Annotated in this window: 15 protein-coding genes; 6 read left to right on the top strand and 9 right to left on the bottom strand. The window is 55.5% G+C overall.

Annotation, left to right across the window (positions count from 1 at the left end; genetic code table 11):
• Window position 1: 1 nt before the first annotated feature.
• Both ABLO27_RS00930 and ABLO27_RS00925 read right to left on the bottom strand, forming a co-directional pair.
• Window positions 2-703: a helix-turn-helix transcriptional regulator gene (locus ABLO27_RS00930; protein ID WP_353029906.1), complete on the bottom strand. Its 702-nt coding sequence runs from the start codon at window positions 701-703 to the stop codon at window positions 2-4.
• Window positions 704-742: 39 nt separating this feature from the next.
• Entirely contained in the window at window positions 743-1,120 is a 378-nt protein-coding gene (locus ABLO27_RS00925; RefSeq protein ID WP_353029905.1) for a VOC family protein, read from the bottom strand.
• A 741-nt stretch (window positions 1,121-1,861) separates the two neighbouring features.
• On the opposite strand from ABLO27_RS00925, the gene ABLO27_RS00920 reads away from it, so the two are divergent.
• Both ABLO27_RS00920 and ABLO27_RS00915 read left to right on the top strand, forming a co-directional pair.
• On the top strand, window positions 1,862-2,116 hold the full coding sequence (locus ABLO27_RS00920; protein WP_353029904.1) for a YdcH family protein: 255 nt from the start codon (window positions 1,862-1,864) through the stop codon (window positions 2,114-2,116).
• 454 nt (window positions 2,117-2,570) lie between these two features.
• A complete protein-coding gene (locus tag ABLO27_RS00915) occupies window positions 2,571-3,008 on the top strand; it encodes a hypothetical protein (RefSeq protein ID WP_353029903.1) in 438 nt (145 codons plus the stop codon).
• A 60-nt stretch (window positions 3,009-3,068) separates the two neighbouring features.
• On the opposite strand, the gene ABLO27_RS00910 is transcribed toward ABLO27_RS00915, so the two are convergent.
• Window positions 3,069-4,511, bottom strand: a complete 1,443-nt coding sequence (locus tag ABLO27_RS00910; protein WP_353029902.1) for a caspase domain-containing protein — start codon at window positions 4,509-4,511, stop codon at window positions 3,069-3,071.
• 328 nt (window positions 4,512-4,839) lie between these two features.
• Here ABLO27_RS00910 and ABLO27_RS00905 point away from each other — a divergent pair, with 328 nt between their 5' ends.
• Window positions 4,840-5,592: an SDR family NAD(P)-dependent oxidoreductase gene (locus tag ABLO27_RS00905; protein WP_353029901.1), complete on the top strand. Its 753-nt coding sequence runs from the start codon at window positions 4,840-4,842 to the stop codon at window positions 5,590-5,592.
• A gap of 69 nt (window positions 5,593-5,661) precedes the next feature.
• On the opposite strand, the gene ABLO27_RS00900 is transcribed toward ABLO27_RS00905, so the two are convergent.
• Entirely contained in the window at window positions 5,662-6,087 is a 426-nt protein-coding gene (locus tag ABLO27_RS00900; protein ID WP_353029900.1) for a secondary thiamine-phosphate synthase enzyme YjbQ, read from the bottom strand.
• 214 nt (window positions 6,088-6,301) lie between these two features.
• Here ABLO27_RS00900 and ABLO27_RS00895 point away from each other — a divergent pair, with 214 nt between their 5' ends.
• Complete coding sequence (locus ABLO27_RS00895) at window positions 6,302-7,594, top strand: glycosyltransferase (RefSeq protein ID WP_353029899.1); 1,293 nt, start codon at window positions 6,302-6,304, stop codon at window positions 7,592-7,594.
• Between the two features lie 183 nt (window positions 7,595-7,777).
• The gene (locus tag ABLO27_RS00890) at window positions 7,778-9,424 is read left to right on the top strand and encodes an FMN-binding glutamate synthase family protein (RefSeq protein ID WP_353029898.1); all 1,647 of its coding nucleotides are present in this window, start codon (window positions 7,778-7,780) and stop codon (window positions 9,422-9,424) included.
• 159 nt (window positions 9,425-9,583) lie between these two features.
• Here ABLO27_RS00890 and ABLO27_RS00885 read toward each other — a convergent pair whose 3' ends face one another.
• From ABLO27_RS00885 to ABLO27_RS00865, 5 genes are all read right to left on the bottom strand, one after another.
• Window positions 9,584-11,455 (bottom strand): flotillin family protein, encoded by a 1,872-nt coding sequence (locus ABLO27_RS00885; protein ID WP_353029897.1) that lies wholly within the window; start codon window positions 11,453-11,455, stop codon window positions 9,584-9,586.
• A 54-nt stretch (window positions 11,456-11,509) separates the two neighbouring features.
• Window positions 11,510-12,268 carry a YqiJ family protein gene (locus ABLO27_RS00880; RefSeq protein WP_353029896.1) on the bottom strand — a complete coding sequence of 253 codons (759 nt, stop codon included), beginning with the start codon at window positions 12,266-12,268 and terminating at the stop codon, window positions 11,510-11,512.
• Between the two features lie 2 nt (window positions 12,269-12,270).
• Entirely contained in the window at window positions 12,271-12,954 is a 684-nt protein-coding gene (locus tag ABLO27_RS00875; RefSeq protein ID WP_353029895.1) for a PspA/IM30 family protein, read from the bottom strand.
• Between the two features lie 90 nt (window positions 12,955-13,044).
• Window positions 13,045-13,563: a hypothetical protein gene (locus ABLO27_RS00870; RefSeq protein WP_353029894.1), complete on the bottom strand. Its 519-nt coding sequence runs from the start codon at window positions 13,561-13,563 to the stop codon at window positions 13,045-13,047.
• Between the two features lie 361 nt (window positions 13,564-13,924).
• Window positions 13,925-14,773, bottom strand: a complete 849-nt coding sequence (locus tag ABLO27_RS00865) for a helix-turn-helix domain-containing protein (RefSeq protein ID WP_353029893.1) — start codon at window positions 14,771-14,773, stop codon at window positions 13,925-13,927.
• A gap of 371 nt (window positions 14,774-15,144) precedes the next feature.
• Between ABLO27_RS00865 and ABLO27_RS00860 the strand changes: the two genes are divergently transcribed.
• Window positions 15,145-16,236, top strand: a complete 1,092-nt coding sequence (locus ABLO27_RS00860) for a hypothetical protein (protein WP_353029892.1) — start codon at window positions 15,145-15,147, stop codon at window positions 16,234-16,236.
• The last annotated feature ends 29 nt before the right edge of the window (window positions 16,237-16,265 follow it).

The raw sequence follows: 16,265 nt of genomic DNA, 5'->3' as shown, positions 1-16,265 counted from the left end.
GCTATGCGCCCGACTTTCCGTCTTCGGTATGTTCCATCTGCCGATAAAAATCCTTGAGCGTTTTGCCAGGTTCGGCATGAAATCTTTCACCGGTTTCGCGGACCTCTGAGATCCTGTCGAGCCGGAACATCCTGAAATCCTGACGCAGCTCACACCAGGCAACCAGCGTCCAGACCTTGCCCCAGAACCAGAGCCCCAGCGGCCGGATCACACGCTGCGAAGCATCGCCCTTGCTATCACAATAGGCGATCGACAACCGTTTGCGAGCATCAGCGGCAGCTTCGAGAAAGTCGATATGCCCTCTGACTTGCGGTGTCATCTCGGGCGCAAAGGCATGGATCTCGACTTCGTTCTGCCGAACCCGCATTTTCTCGGGCATGACGGCATCGATCTTGATCATCGCCTCTTCAGCCGCGCGAGCCATTGCAGCACCACCCCAGGCGCGGATCAGCCGCGCACCGGCAAGGAGGGCTACGATTTCGTCGCGCGTAAACATGAGAGGTGGCAACTCATATCCATCTCGCATGATGTAGCCGACACCCGCAGCCCCCTCGATCGGGACGCCAGAGGCCTGCAGATCGGCCACATCGCGGTAGATGGTTCGTTCGGATACTTCCAGCCATTCAGACAGCTGACGAGCCCGGACAAGCCGGCCGCCGCGCAAATACTGCACGATTTGAAAAAGGCGGTCGGCGCGTCTCATGAAGCAATCTCCTTACGGAGAAAGCATCCTAGCTGCTCCCTAGGTGGGAGAAAACATACCGATCGAGTTGCCATCCGGGTCAACGCCATAGGCGAACCGGCCAGCGGGAATCGGAACCGGGTCGGAAACGACCTCTCCTCCTGCCCGGGCGAACCGCTCCATGGTTTCTTCCAGGCTGTCAGGACAGGCAATATGGACAGTCGGGCCTGTTCCTTTTTCAGCCGGTTTTCCCGGATACAGGTGTCCGGCAATTCCGTTCGGATCCTTTGTCGGAAACATCGCAAAGTGATTTGGTCCCATATCGGTGACAAGCTTGAGCTCCGTTTTGAAAACGTCATTATAAAAACTGATCGCCTTATCCAGATCCGAAACGGGGATCTCCATCCAGACTGTGAAGTGATCGGGAGCGAATGTCATTGAAAGTCTCCAGGGTTGCTGTGATGAACATCACCTTATCAACCGGCTCCTGACAGCTTTCTGTCAGGAGACTTTCCAATCAGTGAATAATAAACGATCGAATTCACTCACAAAATTCGGTCCGGATTGCCTCCACCTTTGGCTGTACTGACACAATCACGTGCCTTCCGAACCATTGTGTTGACGAGTTGCCCTCGTTCTTTCAATGAAGTCAGGATTGAGCCTTTGACGCTATTGTCTCATGGAAAAGGACAGATGCTCTCCAAAGGCAAACATTGGCGCGGCTTCGCCACCGAATGTCACCCTTATGCAACTCTGGCGCTAAGAAGAAACTTTTTCCCGAAAAGCAACAAATCGCTAAAAAAGCAATAAATGACTGAGCAAACAGAGATTAAGATACTTCCGTTGACGTAACCCACGTCAAGAATCGGATTATATTGAACATCGGGTCTTTACACGAAATATAGAATCTATTTTATCTATAAGAGTAACATTTAAATACATGTGCACGTGGTTCAGAGGCCGTCTTTCGCAATTTGAGGCGGTCTCTTCCCGTATCAGGACACGAATTCATCGTCCCCCACGATTGCACAGTCAGGCCTCCAATCCTCCAAACACCTGATAAATCGTTGTCTTTCCGACACCACAAAACTCGCCGTCATAAAAGCTGTTCCAATTGATATTTCTCAAGGTGCACCAAATCGTGAGGTTGCACTTTGTGGATCTCAGAAGGAGGCACGAATGAGTCACGTTCCACACGAACTGCACGAAGAATTCCCGGAAGCAACCGAAACACTGCGCGCGCTGAAAGCCGGCGATGCGCATTTTTCCCGTCTTGCCGACGAGTATCACACGATAAACCGTGAAGTGCATCGTATCGAAACCAATGTGGAACCGGCGGCAGATGAAGTGCTGGAAGACCTGAAAAAGAAGCGACTTCACCTCAAAGATCAGATTGCCGCTCTTCTGGCGGCTGCGGCAAACACCGCGACCTGAGCCCCTCCTTTTCAGGCCGGTGTTAGAGCCCGCGTCGTCCCCGTCCGACGGCGCGGGCCGCCCTCCTTTAGATCGCAGCTGCCGAACAAGTCCGGCGACGGCTGACATATCCAGTTTTTCCGCCCTGAGCCGCTTGCAAACGGCCCGGTCGTTGATAACGCATTGCGACCAGGAAACCAATGCAAACCGGTAATCGACCGCAGGAAAACGGATTTCGACTGCGTTTCTCCCCAGTTAGCCCAAAAAGAAAGTGCCGAGCCTTCTGTGAAGCCCGGCACAAGTCAGGGGAGGAACGACCCTCATCGTTCATCATAGGATGTGGGGCGACGTCGTCATACTTACAAGCCAAGAATGCGTGAGCCTTGCGTGAGGGCGAAATGGCTTTTGACACGATGACTTGACCTCTGTCCCGGTTAACGGCCAAATTCCCTTAGGTAATTAAGCGGATCCGGTCATGCATTTTCTGCCGTTCTTTCTGATTGTTTTCATCCTTTCGACCACCACTGCAATTGCAGCCGACCATTGCGTGGACGTACAGGCAAAGAAAGGCTGGCAACGCCTGAGCGTTCCTGATGGCAAAATCCGGAAAGTCAGTTTTTCGGGAAGCTGGAGTGTCATCTCAGGTCTGTACAAGCCTGTCGGGCCTCGGGGGTATTCCGGCCAAGATGCGCAGAATCTCGGACCGCTTTACGGTTACAAATTCGATCAGTCCTATGCATTCGGTGAAATGCTCGTACGAGATCAGGTCGGGCGGATCGTCCCGTTTGCCGAATTTGCGGCCCTTGCAGTCAACAGCCGGGATCCAGCGGGCGTTTATGCTTTTCGCATCAATGACAAGGATATTGCGCTGTGGGACAATGCCGGTGCGATCAGGGTTTGCATATCCATGTGAGATATTGGCGTCCAAGTCCCTGACACAGCTCTGAAAAAGAACTCCTTTGAAAACCTCTCGCTATTCGCATTCTTTCAGGTAGCTGGTGTACCAACGGTGGTCGGCGACACATTTTCCGTATCTGGTTTTATGGGATTTGCTTTTGGCTGTACGCGGTGCGGTTTTCTTGTAGCATTTGTTGGCGGTTTCAACGTAACCGGCCGGGCAATCCAGTGGACAGACCCGGAAGCTCTTGTCCTTCAGCATTTCGAGCACTTTCGGGTCTGGCTCTAGTTCCTGAAGACCGGCTTTGGCGTAGATGGAAAATCGCCTCAAGCCGTTCCTGCTGTTCTTGCCCCAGACACCGTCGGCCGTTCCGACTTTGCAGCCAACCCGATTCAATTCAGCCTGGATCGACCGCGCGAGCGCTGACCCGGACAATTCTTTCAGCGATTCAAGATTTTCAGCTGGGTTGAGGAGAGCGACATCGAGCGACGCCAGTTTGTCTCGACGTGTGGTTTCGGCGGTTTCCCTTTCGAGTTTGAAGAGTTCGGTTGCAGCTTCGGCGCCGGAGAACTCTCCGGCATCAGGCGCTTTTTTTGATGAGGATGCCGGCTCGCCTGACTGACTTGTGTTTGGCGTTCCCTGCTCCCATTCCGAAACCTTCAATCGGGCAATGTCGGAAAAATTTCCTTCCGGATATCTGTTGAGGTAGGACTTGAAGTATTCCAGGTTTGCACTGTCGCGTATGCTCTCCCAATAGGTGAGCTCGATCGTGTCGACGGCCGGTTTCGTTGAAGGGTCGGGAACAGACAGGATCACCGGCCCGGTCAGCGACGAATTGCTCCAGGGCACCTGAACGCCCTTGGTTTCGCGCAGGACGTCACGCCTCACCCTGCGCAAGATGACTGCGATATCCTCACCGGGCGTTTCGAGATACCTGAGCAGTGCACCCGTAAATGGGCTATGAACGTCAGTTCCGTCATAGGCAACATTTCCGGGTTGGGTCGAATAGGCAATCAACGTCCCGATCCCGGTTTCTACCGGTGCAAGTCCTTTTCCAATGGCTGCTGATCGGGTTCCCATCGAACTCGCCAGATTTCTGGTCAGCGGGTTATCCCGGCACGCATCCAGAAGGATAATGCTCGTTCGCTGTTCTCTTTCCATTTGCGAGATGATCGCCTGCAGGCGGACCGTTCCAAACTCCAGATCTGCCTCGTCATTCAGCCTGGTGTCGACCGGCGCCAGATAGTTTTGTCCCCTCACCTGCAGTCCATGCCCAGCATAATAAAAGAGAGCGATCTTTGCGCCTCTCATTGCGCGGGAAAATTCCTTTATCTTCTCTATAAAACCGGCCTGGTTCAGATTGATGCCAACGATCACCTTGAAGCCAAGCCGCTCCAGCGCCAGCGCGATCTTTTCTGCGTCATTCGTCGGGTTGGCGAGATTCGAGACGTTTTCGTAACTTGCGTTGCCAACGACCAGAGCAACTCGTTCCGTCTCCGAACCATGGCTCGTGCTCACATAAAAACACGCAAAGATAAAAAGTAAAACGCCGCGCATCATCTCCCCTCGAAAAGGATAGAGTACAACACTCGACGGCCGCACTCCAGAAATGTGACGCAGCGTTGTCAGATACTTAATTATGTTTCCTTGCCTTGCTTTGTTCCCGAGGCCTTTGATTGTTTCATCGAGAACAGAGCTCGATGCACGCAGAAGACCACTTGGCGACACCTTACGTGAGGCATGAGAGAGCGGAGTTTTCTCGTCGTTGAGATTGCCACTCCGGACTGCTAGCGTGACGTCAGTCCCTTTACGCTCAATTGCGTGTTCTCAATTTAGTTGGTGGAATATGACTCAAAAAGTTGCCCTCATCACCGGCGCGGCCAGAGGCATTGGTCTTGCGACATCCAAGCTGATGCTCGAACGCGGGTGGCAGGTTGCCATGCTGGATCGCGACAGCGCCGGTCTGTCTCAGGCAGTTGAAGGTCTGGATCAAGCTGCCCCATTTGTCTGCGACGTTTCAATCGCCGAGCAGGTTGAAGAAACACTCCCCGCCATTCTTTCGAAATTCGACAGACTTGACGCGGTGGTAAACAACGCTGGGGTTGCAGAGTTCGGGCCGATCGAAGAGACGAATTTTGCCTTGTGGCGGCGCGTGATGGCCACGAATCTTGATGGCATTTTTCTGGTGTCACAGGCAGCGCTTCCAGCACTGAAGGAAACACGCGGTTCCATCGTCAATATCGGCTCCATCTCTGGGCTAAGAGCTTCAACCTTGAGGGTCGCCTACGGCACGTCCAAAGCTGCCGTCATTCAACTGACGAAGCAACAGGCTGCCGAACTCGGTGAATATGGCATACGTGCCAATTGCGTCTGCCCGGGTCCTGTCTGGACGAACATGGCAAAATCGGTCCACAGCCAGAAAATCATCGACGCCTATCATGATGCCATTCCGCTCAACAGATACGGGACGGAAATGGAAATTGCCGAAGTGATCGCGTTCCTGTGTTCTGAGCAGGCCAGCTATGTCACCGGCCAGGTCGTCGCTTCCGACGGCGGTTTCGACAGCACCGGCGTTGGATTGCCGGCGCTGAGGACGTAAGCACTTGCCTAGCGCCTGAGCACAAAAGACCAAAGACCTGGTTTGGTCATGCATGCGTGGGTCGCCCGCCTAGCGATCTCTCAGAAAATGTGCCGCCACCTGTCGGAGATGAGGCCTTGCGCGGTGTTCAACCAGATAGATCCCCTGCCAGGTGCCAAGCACCATCTGACCGTTTGAGACCGGAATGGACAGAGAGACAGGCAATAGAGCCGATTTGATATGGGCGGGCATGTCATCCGGTCCTTCATAGGTGTGTATGAGGTAGCTCATCGAGGGATGATCCGAAGACGGGACCAGCCTTTCAAAAAATGCGCGCAGGTCCACCTGAACATCCGGGTCAGCATTTTCCTGGATCAGCAACGAGCACGAAGTATGCCGAACGAACAATGTCAGCAACCCGTTGTCGGCACCTTCATCAGCAAGCCAGCCGGCAACGCTTGGCGTAAACTCGTAGAGGCCTGATCCGTTTGACCGAAGCGAAAATGTGGTTTGCATGGATTTCCCTTGAGGTCAGTGCGCTTGCGAAAAAGCCTTAGGCGATCTCCGTCAACGTTTCAAACTCGCTGTCTCTCGCGCCTGTGAGAGACGCGTCGACTCGCACAGACGCGCGCTCGGCTTTGCGATGGCGGTTGCATTTTGAATTTAAACTCGCCATCTGAAGGGTGTCTTTCCTTTCTGTTCTATCCCCAACCGTCTCCTGGCACCCGCGATGACCGATATAAGACCCAAAGTCCTGATCGCTTCCCTCGGTACCCGTGGAGATGTTCAGCCCTATGTGGCTCTTGCACGGGAATTGACTGCTCGCAATGCCGAGGTTGTTCTGACGACCGGAGAAGGTTTTGAAGACATGATCGAAACGGCTGGAGCCCGCGCCCGCCCCGTTCCGATCAATTACCAGGAACTCTTGCAAACCACGGAAGTCCGCGAAGCCTTGTTTTCCCTCAAGGGGATGATCAAGGCTGCCCGGCAGAATCTGAACCTCCAGAAGGAAGTTGCCAGAAAGCTCTGGCAGATCGGAATCGATGAAAAGCCGGTCCTGATCCTGTTCAATCTGAAGGCTACCGTGTTGACCCTCGTTGCGCGAAGACTGAACGTCCCGGCCCTTCCAACATCCCTTCAACCGGTTACGGCTCCAACCGGAGCCTTTCCGATCGCACTGTTTGGTATTCCAGATCTCGGATCGTACCTGAACAAAAAGAGCTACGGCCTGGGCAGATGGCTGATGCGGGCAGGCCTCGGTCCATTGGTCCGGTCGCTTCAGGATGAAGCGACAGCCGAAATCAACAATCCGCAAGACCAGATCGACGGCTATATGCCGGATGGAAGCAAGGCGCTCTCGCTACAGGCGTTCTCCAGTGCTCTGGTTCCAACGCCGGAGGACTGGCCAACCGAGTGCCTTCCATGCGGCTATTGGTTTACCGAGCCAGACCCCGCCTACAGGCCATCTGATGCGTTAGAAGGGTTTCTGCAGTCCGGCCCCGCTCCCACCTATCTTGGCTTCGGCTCCATGCCGAGCAAGGACCCGCAACACCTCACTGATACGGTGCTCTCGGCGCTGTCCAAAACCGGAAAGCGAGCGATTCTTGCGACCGGATGGGGCGGCCTGGTCAAGGAGAAACTCCCGGCGAACCTGGCCGATCGTGTCCATCTGCTCGACAAAGCTCCACACAGCTGGCTGTTTCCACGTTGCGCTGCAGTCGTGCATCACGGCGGTGCCGGAACCACGCATGAAGCGATCCGCTGGGGCAAACCTTCACTGGTCTGTCCCGTGTTCGGTGACCAACCGTTCTGGGGGGATCGCATTCACCGGATCGGCGCCGGTCCTGCCGCGATAAAACAGAAGAAACTGACTTCAGACAATCTTGCCAAGGCATTGAAGGACTTGGAAAATCCGGACTACAAGTCAGGAGCAGAGAAAGCTGCCGACATCATTGCCAGGGAACCGGGCGCTTCGGGAACAGCCGATCTGTTGCTGGATCAGTTCACTCGAGTTCCTGCGTAGGTCTTTACACCTGAAAGGGATGTCCGAAGACAGCTCGCTCGGACTGCCGATACCGCTAACCATTGCAAAAAATTCACCTTTTCATTGCCGACTTGCAGGTCTTGACCCTTCCCTTTTTGCTTGCGGCCTGACACAACTAGAAAAGCAAGCAATCAGGTTTTCACCTTGAGGAGTCACCTGCCCGTGTTTCCCGCCCGCTATTTTGTTTTTGTCTTATGCCAGGCGCTGACTTTCGTCAGCTTTGTTTTGATGTTCGCCTGGAGCGGCCATTTTTTCTGGCCATTTCTGGTTTTTGCCATTCTTTCCATCATCGGTTTTCTGGATCTTCACCAGGACAAGCATGCCGTACTACGCAACTATCCGGTTACCGGGCACTTCCGGTACATGTTCGAGGCGATAAGGCCTGAAATCCGGCAATACTTCTTTGAAAGCAATCAGGATGGCCGCCCGTTCTCCAGAGAACGCCGATCCATGGTCTACGACAGGGCCAAGAATATCGAAGATGTACTGCCATTCGGCACGGAATTGAACGTCTATGCCAGTTCCTATGGGTGGGTAAATCATTCCATATGTCCCAAGCCTGAAAACCACGACGAGCTGCGCGTGACCATCGGCGGTCCGGATTGCAAGCACCCCTACTCCGCATCGCTGTACAACATCTCGGCCATGAGCTTCGGCTCCCTGTCCGCGAATGCAATCCTTGCACTCAACAAGGGCGCAAAGGCCGGAAACTTTTATCACGACACAGGAGAAGGCAGCGTTTCACGCTATCACCGTGAAGGTGGTGGCGACCTCGTCTGGGAGCTGGGAAGCGGCTATTTTGGCTGCCGCGCGGCTGACGGTTCCTTCGACCCGGAGAAATTTGAGAAGCAAGCTGCAAATCCGCAAATCAAGATGATCGAAATCAAGATGAGCCAGGGAGCAAAACCCGGGCACGGTGGTGTTTTGCCCGGCTCCAAGGTGACGGAGGAAATAGCCGAGGCGCGCGGCGTTCCAGTCGGACAGGACTGTATTTCACCGGCTTCTCATTCCGCCTTTTCCACGCCCTTGGAGCTCCTCGATTTCATCAAGACCTTGCGGGAATTGTCGGGAGGCAAGCCCGTCGGCTTCAAGCTCTGCATCGGTCACCGCTGGGAGTTCATGGCCATCATCAAGGCCATGCTGCAAACGGGTATCAAACCGGACTTTATCGTCGTTGACGGTGCAGAAGGGGGCACCGGCGCCGCACCGATCGAATTCGCCAATCGGCTGGGCACTCCACTTCGCCAGGGATTGTCTTTCGTCCATAACTGCCTCGTCGGCTCCGGCCTGCGGGACGACATCAAGATCGGTGCCAGCGGCAAGCTGATCAGCGCCTTTGACATTGCAGGAATCATAGCGATGGGAGCTGACTGGGTGAACTCCGCCCGTGGGTTCATGTTCGCGGTTGGCTGCATTCAAAGCCAGAGCTGTCACACCAACCGATGCCCCACCGGCGTTGCGACACAGGACCCGAAACGTCAGATGGCGCTGGTGGTGCCGGACAAGGCTGAACGCGTCGCCAACTTCCACCGCAACACCCTGAAGTCCCTGATGGCGTTCACGGCGGCATCAGGCCTCAGCCATCCACGCGAGTTCAAGCCCGAACATTTCTTCGTTCGGGAGGGCCAGCGGGCCATCATGCCGGCCAGCTCGGCCCTCACCTGGCTGAAGAAAGGCGCCCTCCTCGATCAGGCTCACGACATTCCCGGATATTCAACCTATTGGGACATGGCAGTTGCCAACAGTTTCGAAGCTGCCAAATCCATCGAAGTCGCCAAGGCGCTGCATCATCACCGGGGACATCATTGAGCGAGTTCCAAATGCCAGGTGGTCCTTCCATCGGATTGTCCAACAGAGCCAGAGCGGCAAGAATAGAACGGCCAGTAATCCGCCGTGAGAGTTGCTGACATGAGTTTGTCGGCCCGGCTGATCGCCGGGCCCTCCAGTACCTTTGAAGCTCGCCCCCATTCAAGCGGGAAGTGAGCTTTCTCCGCTATCTGCCTTTGGCGGCTTTGCAGCGACGGCGCCGTTCTCAACAGATGTCGCGCCAGAGGATCCATTCGGCTCGTCTTCACCGACAATGTCAGTTGTCTCGTCCGTAACCGCTGCCGGGGCTGTTCCCAGGTTGGCCGTAAGGCCACTGAGACCGGAGCCGTCCAGGCCGACTTCTTTCATCATTGCATCGAGCAGCGGTGCCTGCGAGCGGTACTTCAGCGCAGAAGACACCATCTGATCGGCAAGGTTGCCGCCACCAGAGCCGTTCGCGTGCGAACCGTTCGCTGCACCACCGGCGCCACCGGTCATGCCATCCACCTGGATGATCTTGATACCGTCAATCTGCTCCATCGGCTTGACGCTTTCCGCAATGATTCCAGGCAGCTGCTCCAGAAGCTTGATGCGAACCTGCATGGCGATCTGGTCAGGCGACAACAGATTTGCAGCCTCATTGATCGCACGTTGACCCGCAGCTTCAACTTCATAAAGCGCTTTCTCAGCTTCAGCCCGCAGCTTGTCGGCTGCAGCCGAACCTTCGGCCTCGATGCGTTGTTTGGCAGCTTCAGCTTCCGCAGCAATACGAACCGCTTCCGCATGATCGACCGCGGCCTGTTTCTGGGCTTCCGCCCCGACCGTAATGGCCACGGCATCCATCTCGGCCGCTTTGCGCGCTTCAATCAACTCGATCTGCTTGTCACGCTCGGCAACCTCCGTTTCACGAGCTGTCGCCACCTGCTCAGCAGCGCGCGCGGCAATCGCTCTGGCTTCGTCAGCCTGAGCCTCAGCTTCCGATTTCTCGCGAGATTTGGCTGCAACCGCGATGTCACGATCCTGCTCAGCCAATTCGACCAGCTTCTGCTTTTCGACATTGGCTGCCTCAACGGTCCGCTCCTTGGCGATTTCCCGCTCACGCACCTGCTGGTCCATGGCGATCTGACGCTCGGTGACCACCTGGTTGGATTCAATGTCCTTTTCCTTGACCTTCTGACCGGCAAGGATCTTGGCTTCCTCGGCTTCACGCTCACGATCAGCCTGTTGCTTGGCGATCAGCGCAGCCTGTTCCGCCCGGCGGATCTCCACCTCACGCTGCTGCTCGAGCTTCGCGAATTCCTCATCCCGATTGATCTGAAGACGCTCCTGCTCGGCTTCCAGGTTTTTGCGCTGAATCTGGACTTCCGTCTCCTGCTCGATGTCGTTCCTCTTCTTGCGGCGCTCCTCGATGGCCTGTGTGAGTTTGGTCAGACCTTCGGCATCGAAGGCGTTTTCCGGATTGAAGTACTCCCTGTTGGTCTGGTCGAGCCCGGTGAGCGAAACGGATTCGAGCTCCAGACCGTTTTTCAAGATGTCTTCAGATACCGCCGCCTGCACTTTCTGAACGAAATTCACCCGTTGCTCATGCAGTTCCTCCATTGCCATCTCGGCTGCGACCGCGCGCAAGGCGTCAACGAACTTGCCCTCCACCAGCTCACGCAGGGCTTCGGGTTTCATTGTCCGCTGGCCAAGCGTTTGTGCTGCGTTGGCAATGGATTCAATTGTCGGCTGTACGCGAACGTAAAATTCGGCCAGCACATCCACACGCATTCGATCCTTGGTGATCAGAGCCTGATCGTTGGACCTGCGCACTTCGAGGCGAAGCGTGTTCATGTTTACCGGAATGATGTCGTGCAAAACGGGCAGCACCAGCGTTCCGCCGTTCATGACGACCCGTTGCCCGCCGAAGCCGGTTCTTACAAACGAAACTTCCTTTGAAGACCGGCGATAAAGTCTCGAAACGATCAATCCAACGGCAAGAAGGGCGATAAACCCGACACCCACGAGAATGATTATGCCTACGAACTGGTCCATAACCACTTTCTCCTTCCATCAATTATGTAAAACTTGAGAGGCCCGGCGCCGCGCTCATTCGCTGGCGCCGGACAGTGCTGCACTGGTGTTTTCGATCGCCGTGTAGCGAGACCCGAGCTGGCGGACGATGATGACACCTGTTCCCTGTGCGAGCACTTCGCCTTCGACATCCGGCTCGACCAGCAAGTAGTGGTTCTGGCCGTTGATGTCCTTCAGCCTTGCCTGAGCAGGCAGCCCCTTTTCCGCGTTCCCTTGCACGATCAGCGCAGGCTTGCCGACAAAGGTTGTGCGGGAGACGGCATCGCTTTCATCCTTGGGCATGATTTTCGACAGCCCGAGGGCCGTCACCCTGGTGAAAGGCAATGCACCGGCAAAAGCACCTGCTGAGGCGACAACGCCCGGCAGCAACCAACCGCTGAGGGATTGAACCACGCTCTGCAGGATGTAACCGGCCAGACCGAACCCGGTCAGAAAGATCACGAGAATGATCAATGCCGGCACTTTTCCAAAGCACAGCCATCCGAGAATCTGAGTGAAGATCCCCTGGCCGGCACCCGTTGCATCCGCACCGGCGCCAATCACTTCCAGATCGCCCGGCAATGCGCCGCCTGCGATGTCCGCATCGAAATCTGGAGCATCGATGTCCGGGACATCGACGTCAGGCAGATCGACTTCGGGCAAGAGGCTGTCGATCATGCTCGACAGACCCAGCCCCATCAGCGTGCCCACGCCTTCCGCCAGAGCTATGGCAATCATCAGCCCCAGAGCAACGGCGAAAGGTGTGTTCTGATTGGCCAAGATGAAGTCAACCATGCTTAACCGTCGCTCGCTGCCGCCTTCAGTGCTGCCAGGCGTTCAGATACCCTGTTCTTGCGGGCAAGGTCTTCCAGTTCCGCCAGTTTGGTGGCATCCGCCTTGTCGACAGACGCACCGCCAGGCAAACCGGTTGCCCCTTGCATGACACGATCAAAGGCTTCTTCGGCCTTGCGGGTTTTGCCTTCTGCACTGTTTTTCGGAGCTGCAGTTCCTGCGGCAGCACCGTCGGTAGCGCTTTGCTGTTGCGACCTGCGAAAATTCGCCAATTCGGCTTCCATCTCGCGTTTTCTTGCCTGGAGAGCGCTGATGTACCCTTCAAGTTCCTTCTCTTCGCGGTTGGCATCTGCAACAGCAGATTCCAGAACCGGTATCTGCACCTCCAGATCCAGCTGACGAGCGATCGCAGCCTCGGCCAGATCGTCCCTTCCCTGCTTTACCGCCAGAGCAATCTGACCCTGCAGCTCTTCGTGGCGTGAGGTGGTTTCACCCAAACGGGTATTTGCCAGATGCTTGTTCGCCAGAACTCCGGCAAGTTCGTCCCGAACCTGATCGACGGCACGGTCAACCTCGCGGATCGCTTCGGCCATCACGGTTTCGGGGGAAGTGTTTTCGATGGAATCCACCAGCTGGTTGACGCCACCGGAGACTAAACGCTTCACGCGTGTGACAAGACCCTCTGCCATGTTTTCCTTCCTTTCCGCTTCACTTATAAAATTCGTCTCATTACGTTGCTGCAGCGGACGTCACTCCTCGCGCAACGACGGTTTTTTCATTCAGGTGTCATCCCGGTCTCCACTACGGCGCCTTTGTTCAAGAAGCCGCGTGATTTCCAATATCGGGACCAACCTTCGATCCATCAGATCCGGATCATAGGTTCGACTTGGCGTCGTCAATCCGAGATCGAAGATCTCTTCGATCAACGAAAACAGTTCCGCCGAAAGCGCAGCCTCGAACTTCTTCAGATCCTGTGCGTCCTTTCCAGGTCCCGGAGCCGAGGCAATCAGCTCGGCGAACATTTCGGGCAGGCGTTCATACAGTTTGATGACAAAGTCAGACCTTTGCCCTGTTTCCCGCTGTAATTGCCGAACCCCTTTCTCCGCCGGACGGATCATCGTTCTCAGCAAATCCTCGCAAGCAGCCACATCCTGAATACCCTCTTCCCGTTCCCGGGCAGCTCTCAGGATTTCTCGCAACTTGTCACTCGGCGTCCGTGCGCCCTGAACTTCATAGCTGGCCAGGAACGCAACGTCGTCGTCGTTCAACCTGACGCTTATTGGAATGCTTTTTGGCATGAGCTTCCCGATGTCACCAATTGTATCGATACGTATACATATGTGGACATTTGTTAATGATTGTCAAGCAGAATCGCCACCAAAAGGACAAAAATGGCTACATCACAACCCACAGGAGTAGTGGGTCACGTTGCTAATTATCTGTTTTCATGTGATGTTTTAGTCGCCACAAGACAAGATTGTACTCAGACACAAAATCAATCAACGTCTGGCCCAGTCACCAATTTCGTCTTCAGTTCTGGAATTCCAGAATGAGCGGGCTTGGCGGAAGTGTTGCATAGGTGCCAGCAACGCAACTTGCTCTGCCACTCGTCCGAGCATGCTTCGGGAGGCTATTCGCGGCGGCTGGCTACGCTTGGGACTACTCGATCCCCTTGGCCAGGCCCGCGGCAAACTCACCTGCTTCATGGGAGCGAATGACCGCGTGGCGAACCAGGTCATCGAAGTGACCGGAGAACAGCTGGACATGGCGTGTGTTCGAAAAGGCCAGATAACGCTGCCCCATGTAAAGTGCCGCCCATTTCCGGCCGAAAACGGTAAACGGGGCCGAAAACCGATCGCTTGCACCGAAGAGGTGCAGGCGCAAGGAGGGATAAAGGTCGTCCAGGATGTGCCCCATGACTTCCAGTTGCTCGCACCGGGCATCCTTTGACAGACCCGTCCACATGCCTTCGCCGCGCGCAAAACCTTCAAGCGCTTCTCTGGAGAGGGCAATTTCCATGTCGGAATCGGCCCGACCCAAAAGAGCACGTTGGTCACGCGTTCCAGTAATGGCCTGATCTGCCGTGCGCAGCGTTTCTCCGGCGTATTCGTAGGCGAGTACGGCTTCTGTCTTGAGAACATCAGGAAGGTTAGCCGGAACGTGCCGGATCTTGGCCCCGACGGCATCGCGGTACCAGGCAAGCAGGTGTTCGTCCACGGGGTGACGATCGGTCTCTGCAACCTGGACCGCCTGGTCGAGAATTTCCGCAGCCGCCCCCCGGTGAGTGGAAAGGCCCAGAAGCCAGTCCGACGAAACACTCAATGCAGTGGCGATTGCAGCCAGAGCCTGACCATTCGGCAGTCGTGGAGCGTCTTCGGACAGGAGTTGAGACACTGTCGAGCGATCCAATCTGGCTCCGCGAGCCAGGTCGCTGCGGTTCATGTCCCGGCTGCGCAACGCGTCAGACAGGCGCTCTCTGAACAGTACGGCACGATCTCTCTTGTCCATGCGGGAGTATTGTCAGCTGGGTTTCGTAAAATCAACAGGCGACAGAGAAGCTTTTGCTTATCCAGCAATGAATACCTACCAACCCCAAATTGCGCTTGAGTTCAGAAGTCGAAAATGCCGTGACGCTTCGATGGATTCGCCTTCACTTGATCAGCCGATGTCGCTCCACCTGTATCCGCAGTCAGAAAGGATGAATTTTCAAAGCTTCAAGCGCTGAGTTTTCAGAAATCCGGACGCCTTCAATCGACGAGAAACGCCTCCGCTCAGTTTGACCTGATTGGTCTGCTCTTCCTTGTGGCGATTATTTCGGTCACCATTGCAACTGAAGAAAACACTTGCTCCATGTCTATCCGTCGCTTCAGGGAGGTCACATGACACGGGAAACAGCACCAGACCGTTCCACGGAAGGCATGGTCGACTACGATGCAAACTCTCGCGCTCAAAAGCAGAATGCCTTGCATAACTCGGATGTCATTTTCGACCTTGCCAAAAGAGTTGCCACCCAATCCCTTCCGCTGAACATCACCGACTATGGGTGTGGACCGGGACAAAGCGCGATCGAAACCGTTCGTCCGGCGCTTTCAGCCTGGAGTTCCCGCCCCCACACCGACCTGTCCGTGTGCCACGCGGATCAGCCTGGAAACGACTGGAACTCCCTGATGGGTCTGGTGTTCGGTGACAACGGTTATGCAAATGATGCCAATGCACCATTGGTACGCACGTCGGTCGGCTCCTTTTACGAGCGCATGATGCCTGACAGCTCGGTTACGATCGCAACCTGCTTTTTTGCCAGCCACTGGCTCAGCCAATCCGTCCGGCTTTATGCTCCTGAAACCATCTGGTTTGCCGATCTGACCGGTGAAGCGCGAAAGAAGATGTGGCGGCTGGCGGAAAGTGACTGGGTGAACTTCCTGCAACTGAGGGCTGAGGAACTGCAACCCGGTGGTTATCTGTTTGTATCAGCGCTCGGGGCTGTGCCGGAAGCAGGTGAAATCAACGGCATCGCGGCGGCAGGAAGAGGAAACTACCGCGCTCAGCAGGCGGTTGTCGCTTCCATGGTCGAAGACGGCGAACTGGACCGCGACGTTGCGGACAACTTTGTCTTCGGCCTTTGGTTCCTTACCGCTGACGAAGCCCGGCAAACCATCGAGCGAAGTGACTCGTTGTCGAAACTCTATGAAATCGACACGATCGAGGCCGAATATGTAGACGATGGTGGTGATCTGTTTCTGGATTGCCTGTCGGACCCGCTGGAATATGCCCGGCGATATTCCGGCTATACGCGTGCTTATGCCGGCACCACTCTCAGACGAAACCTGTTTGAGCCGTCTTCAGGCCGCGGGAGAACCGCAGATGAGATTGAAGCGGAGTTTTTCCGGCGTTTCGAAGCGCTCTACGCGGAAAAAACCAACGAATATGCCTGCGAACAGTGGCACCTGAAAGCAATCCTCAAGCGGATTTGATCTCGCAGCGCCACGTATCGGCAAGATCG

This window comes from Roseibium sp. SCP15 (assembly GCF_040329435.1).
Lineage (GTDB): Bacteria > Pseudomonadota > Alphaproteobacteria > Rhizobiales > Stappiaceae > Roseibium.
This window is presented reverse-complemented; position numbering and strand designations above follow the sequence as displayed.

Coding starts and splice junctions, on each gene's coding strand:
- ABLO27_RS00895 (WP_353029899.1), top strand. CDS start 6,302: ATGACCGATATAAGACCCAAAGTCCTGATCGCTTCCCTCGGTACCCGT.
- ABLO27_RS00900 (WP_353029900.1), bottom strand. CDS start 6,087: ATGCAAACCACATTTTCGCTTCGGTCAAACGGATCAGGCCTCTACGAG.
- ABLO27_RS00870 (WP_353029894.1), bottom strand. CDS start 13,563: ATGCCAAAAAGCATTCCAATAAGCGTCAGGTTGAACGACGACGACGTT.
- ABLO27_RS00920 (WP_353029904.1), top strand. CDS start 1,862: ATGAGTCACGTTCCACACGAACTGCACGAAGAATTCCCGGAAGCAACC.
- ABLO27_RS00860 (WP_353029892.1), top strand. CDS start 15,145: ATGACACGGGAAACAGCACCAGACCGTTCCACGGAAGGCATGGTCGAC.
- ABLO27_RS00915 (WP_353029903.1), top strand. CDS start 2,571: ATGCATTTTCTGCCGTTCTTTCTGATTGTTTTCATCCTTTCGACCACC.
- ABLO27_RS00865 (WP_353029893.1), bottom strand. CDS start 14,773: ATGGACAAGAGAGATCGTGCCGTACTGTTCAGAGAGCGCCTGTCTGAC.
- ABLO27_RS00905 (WP_353029901.1), top strand. CDS start 4,840: ATGACTCAAAAAGTTGCCCTCATCACCGGCGCGGCCAGAGGCATTGGT.
- ABLO27_RS00925 (WP_353029905.1), bottom strand. CDS start 1,120: ATGACATTCGCTCCCGATCACTTCACAGTCTGGATGGAGATCCCCGTT.
- ABLO27_RS00885 (WP_353029897.1), bottom strand. CDS start 11,455: ATGGACCAGTTCGTAGGCATAATCATTCTCGTGGGTGTCGGGTTTATC.
- ABLO27_RS00880 (WP_353029896.1), bottom strand. CDS start 12,268: ATGGTTGACTTCATCTTGGCCAATCAGAACACACCTTTCGCCGTTGCT.
- ABLO27_RS00875 (WP_353029895.1), bottom strand. CDS start 12,954: ATGGCAGAGGGTCTTGTCACACGCGTGAAGCGTTTAGTCTCCGGTGGC.
- ABLO27_RS00930 (WP_353029906.1), bottom strand. CDS start 703: ATGAGACGCGCCGACCGCCTTTTTCAAATCGTGCAGTATTTGCGCGGC.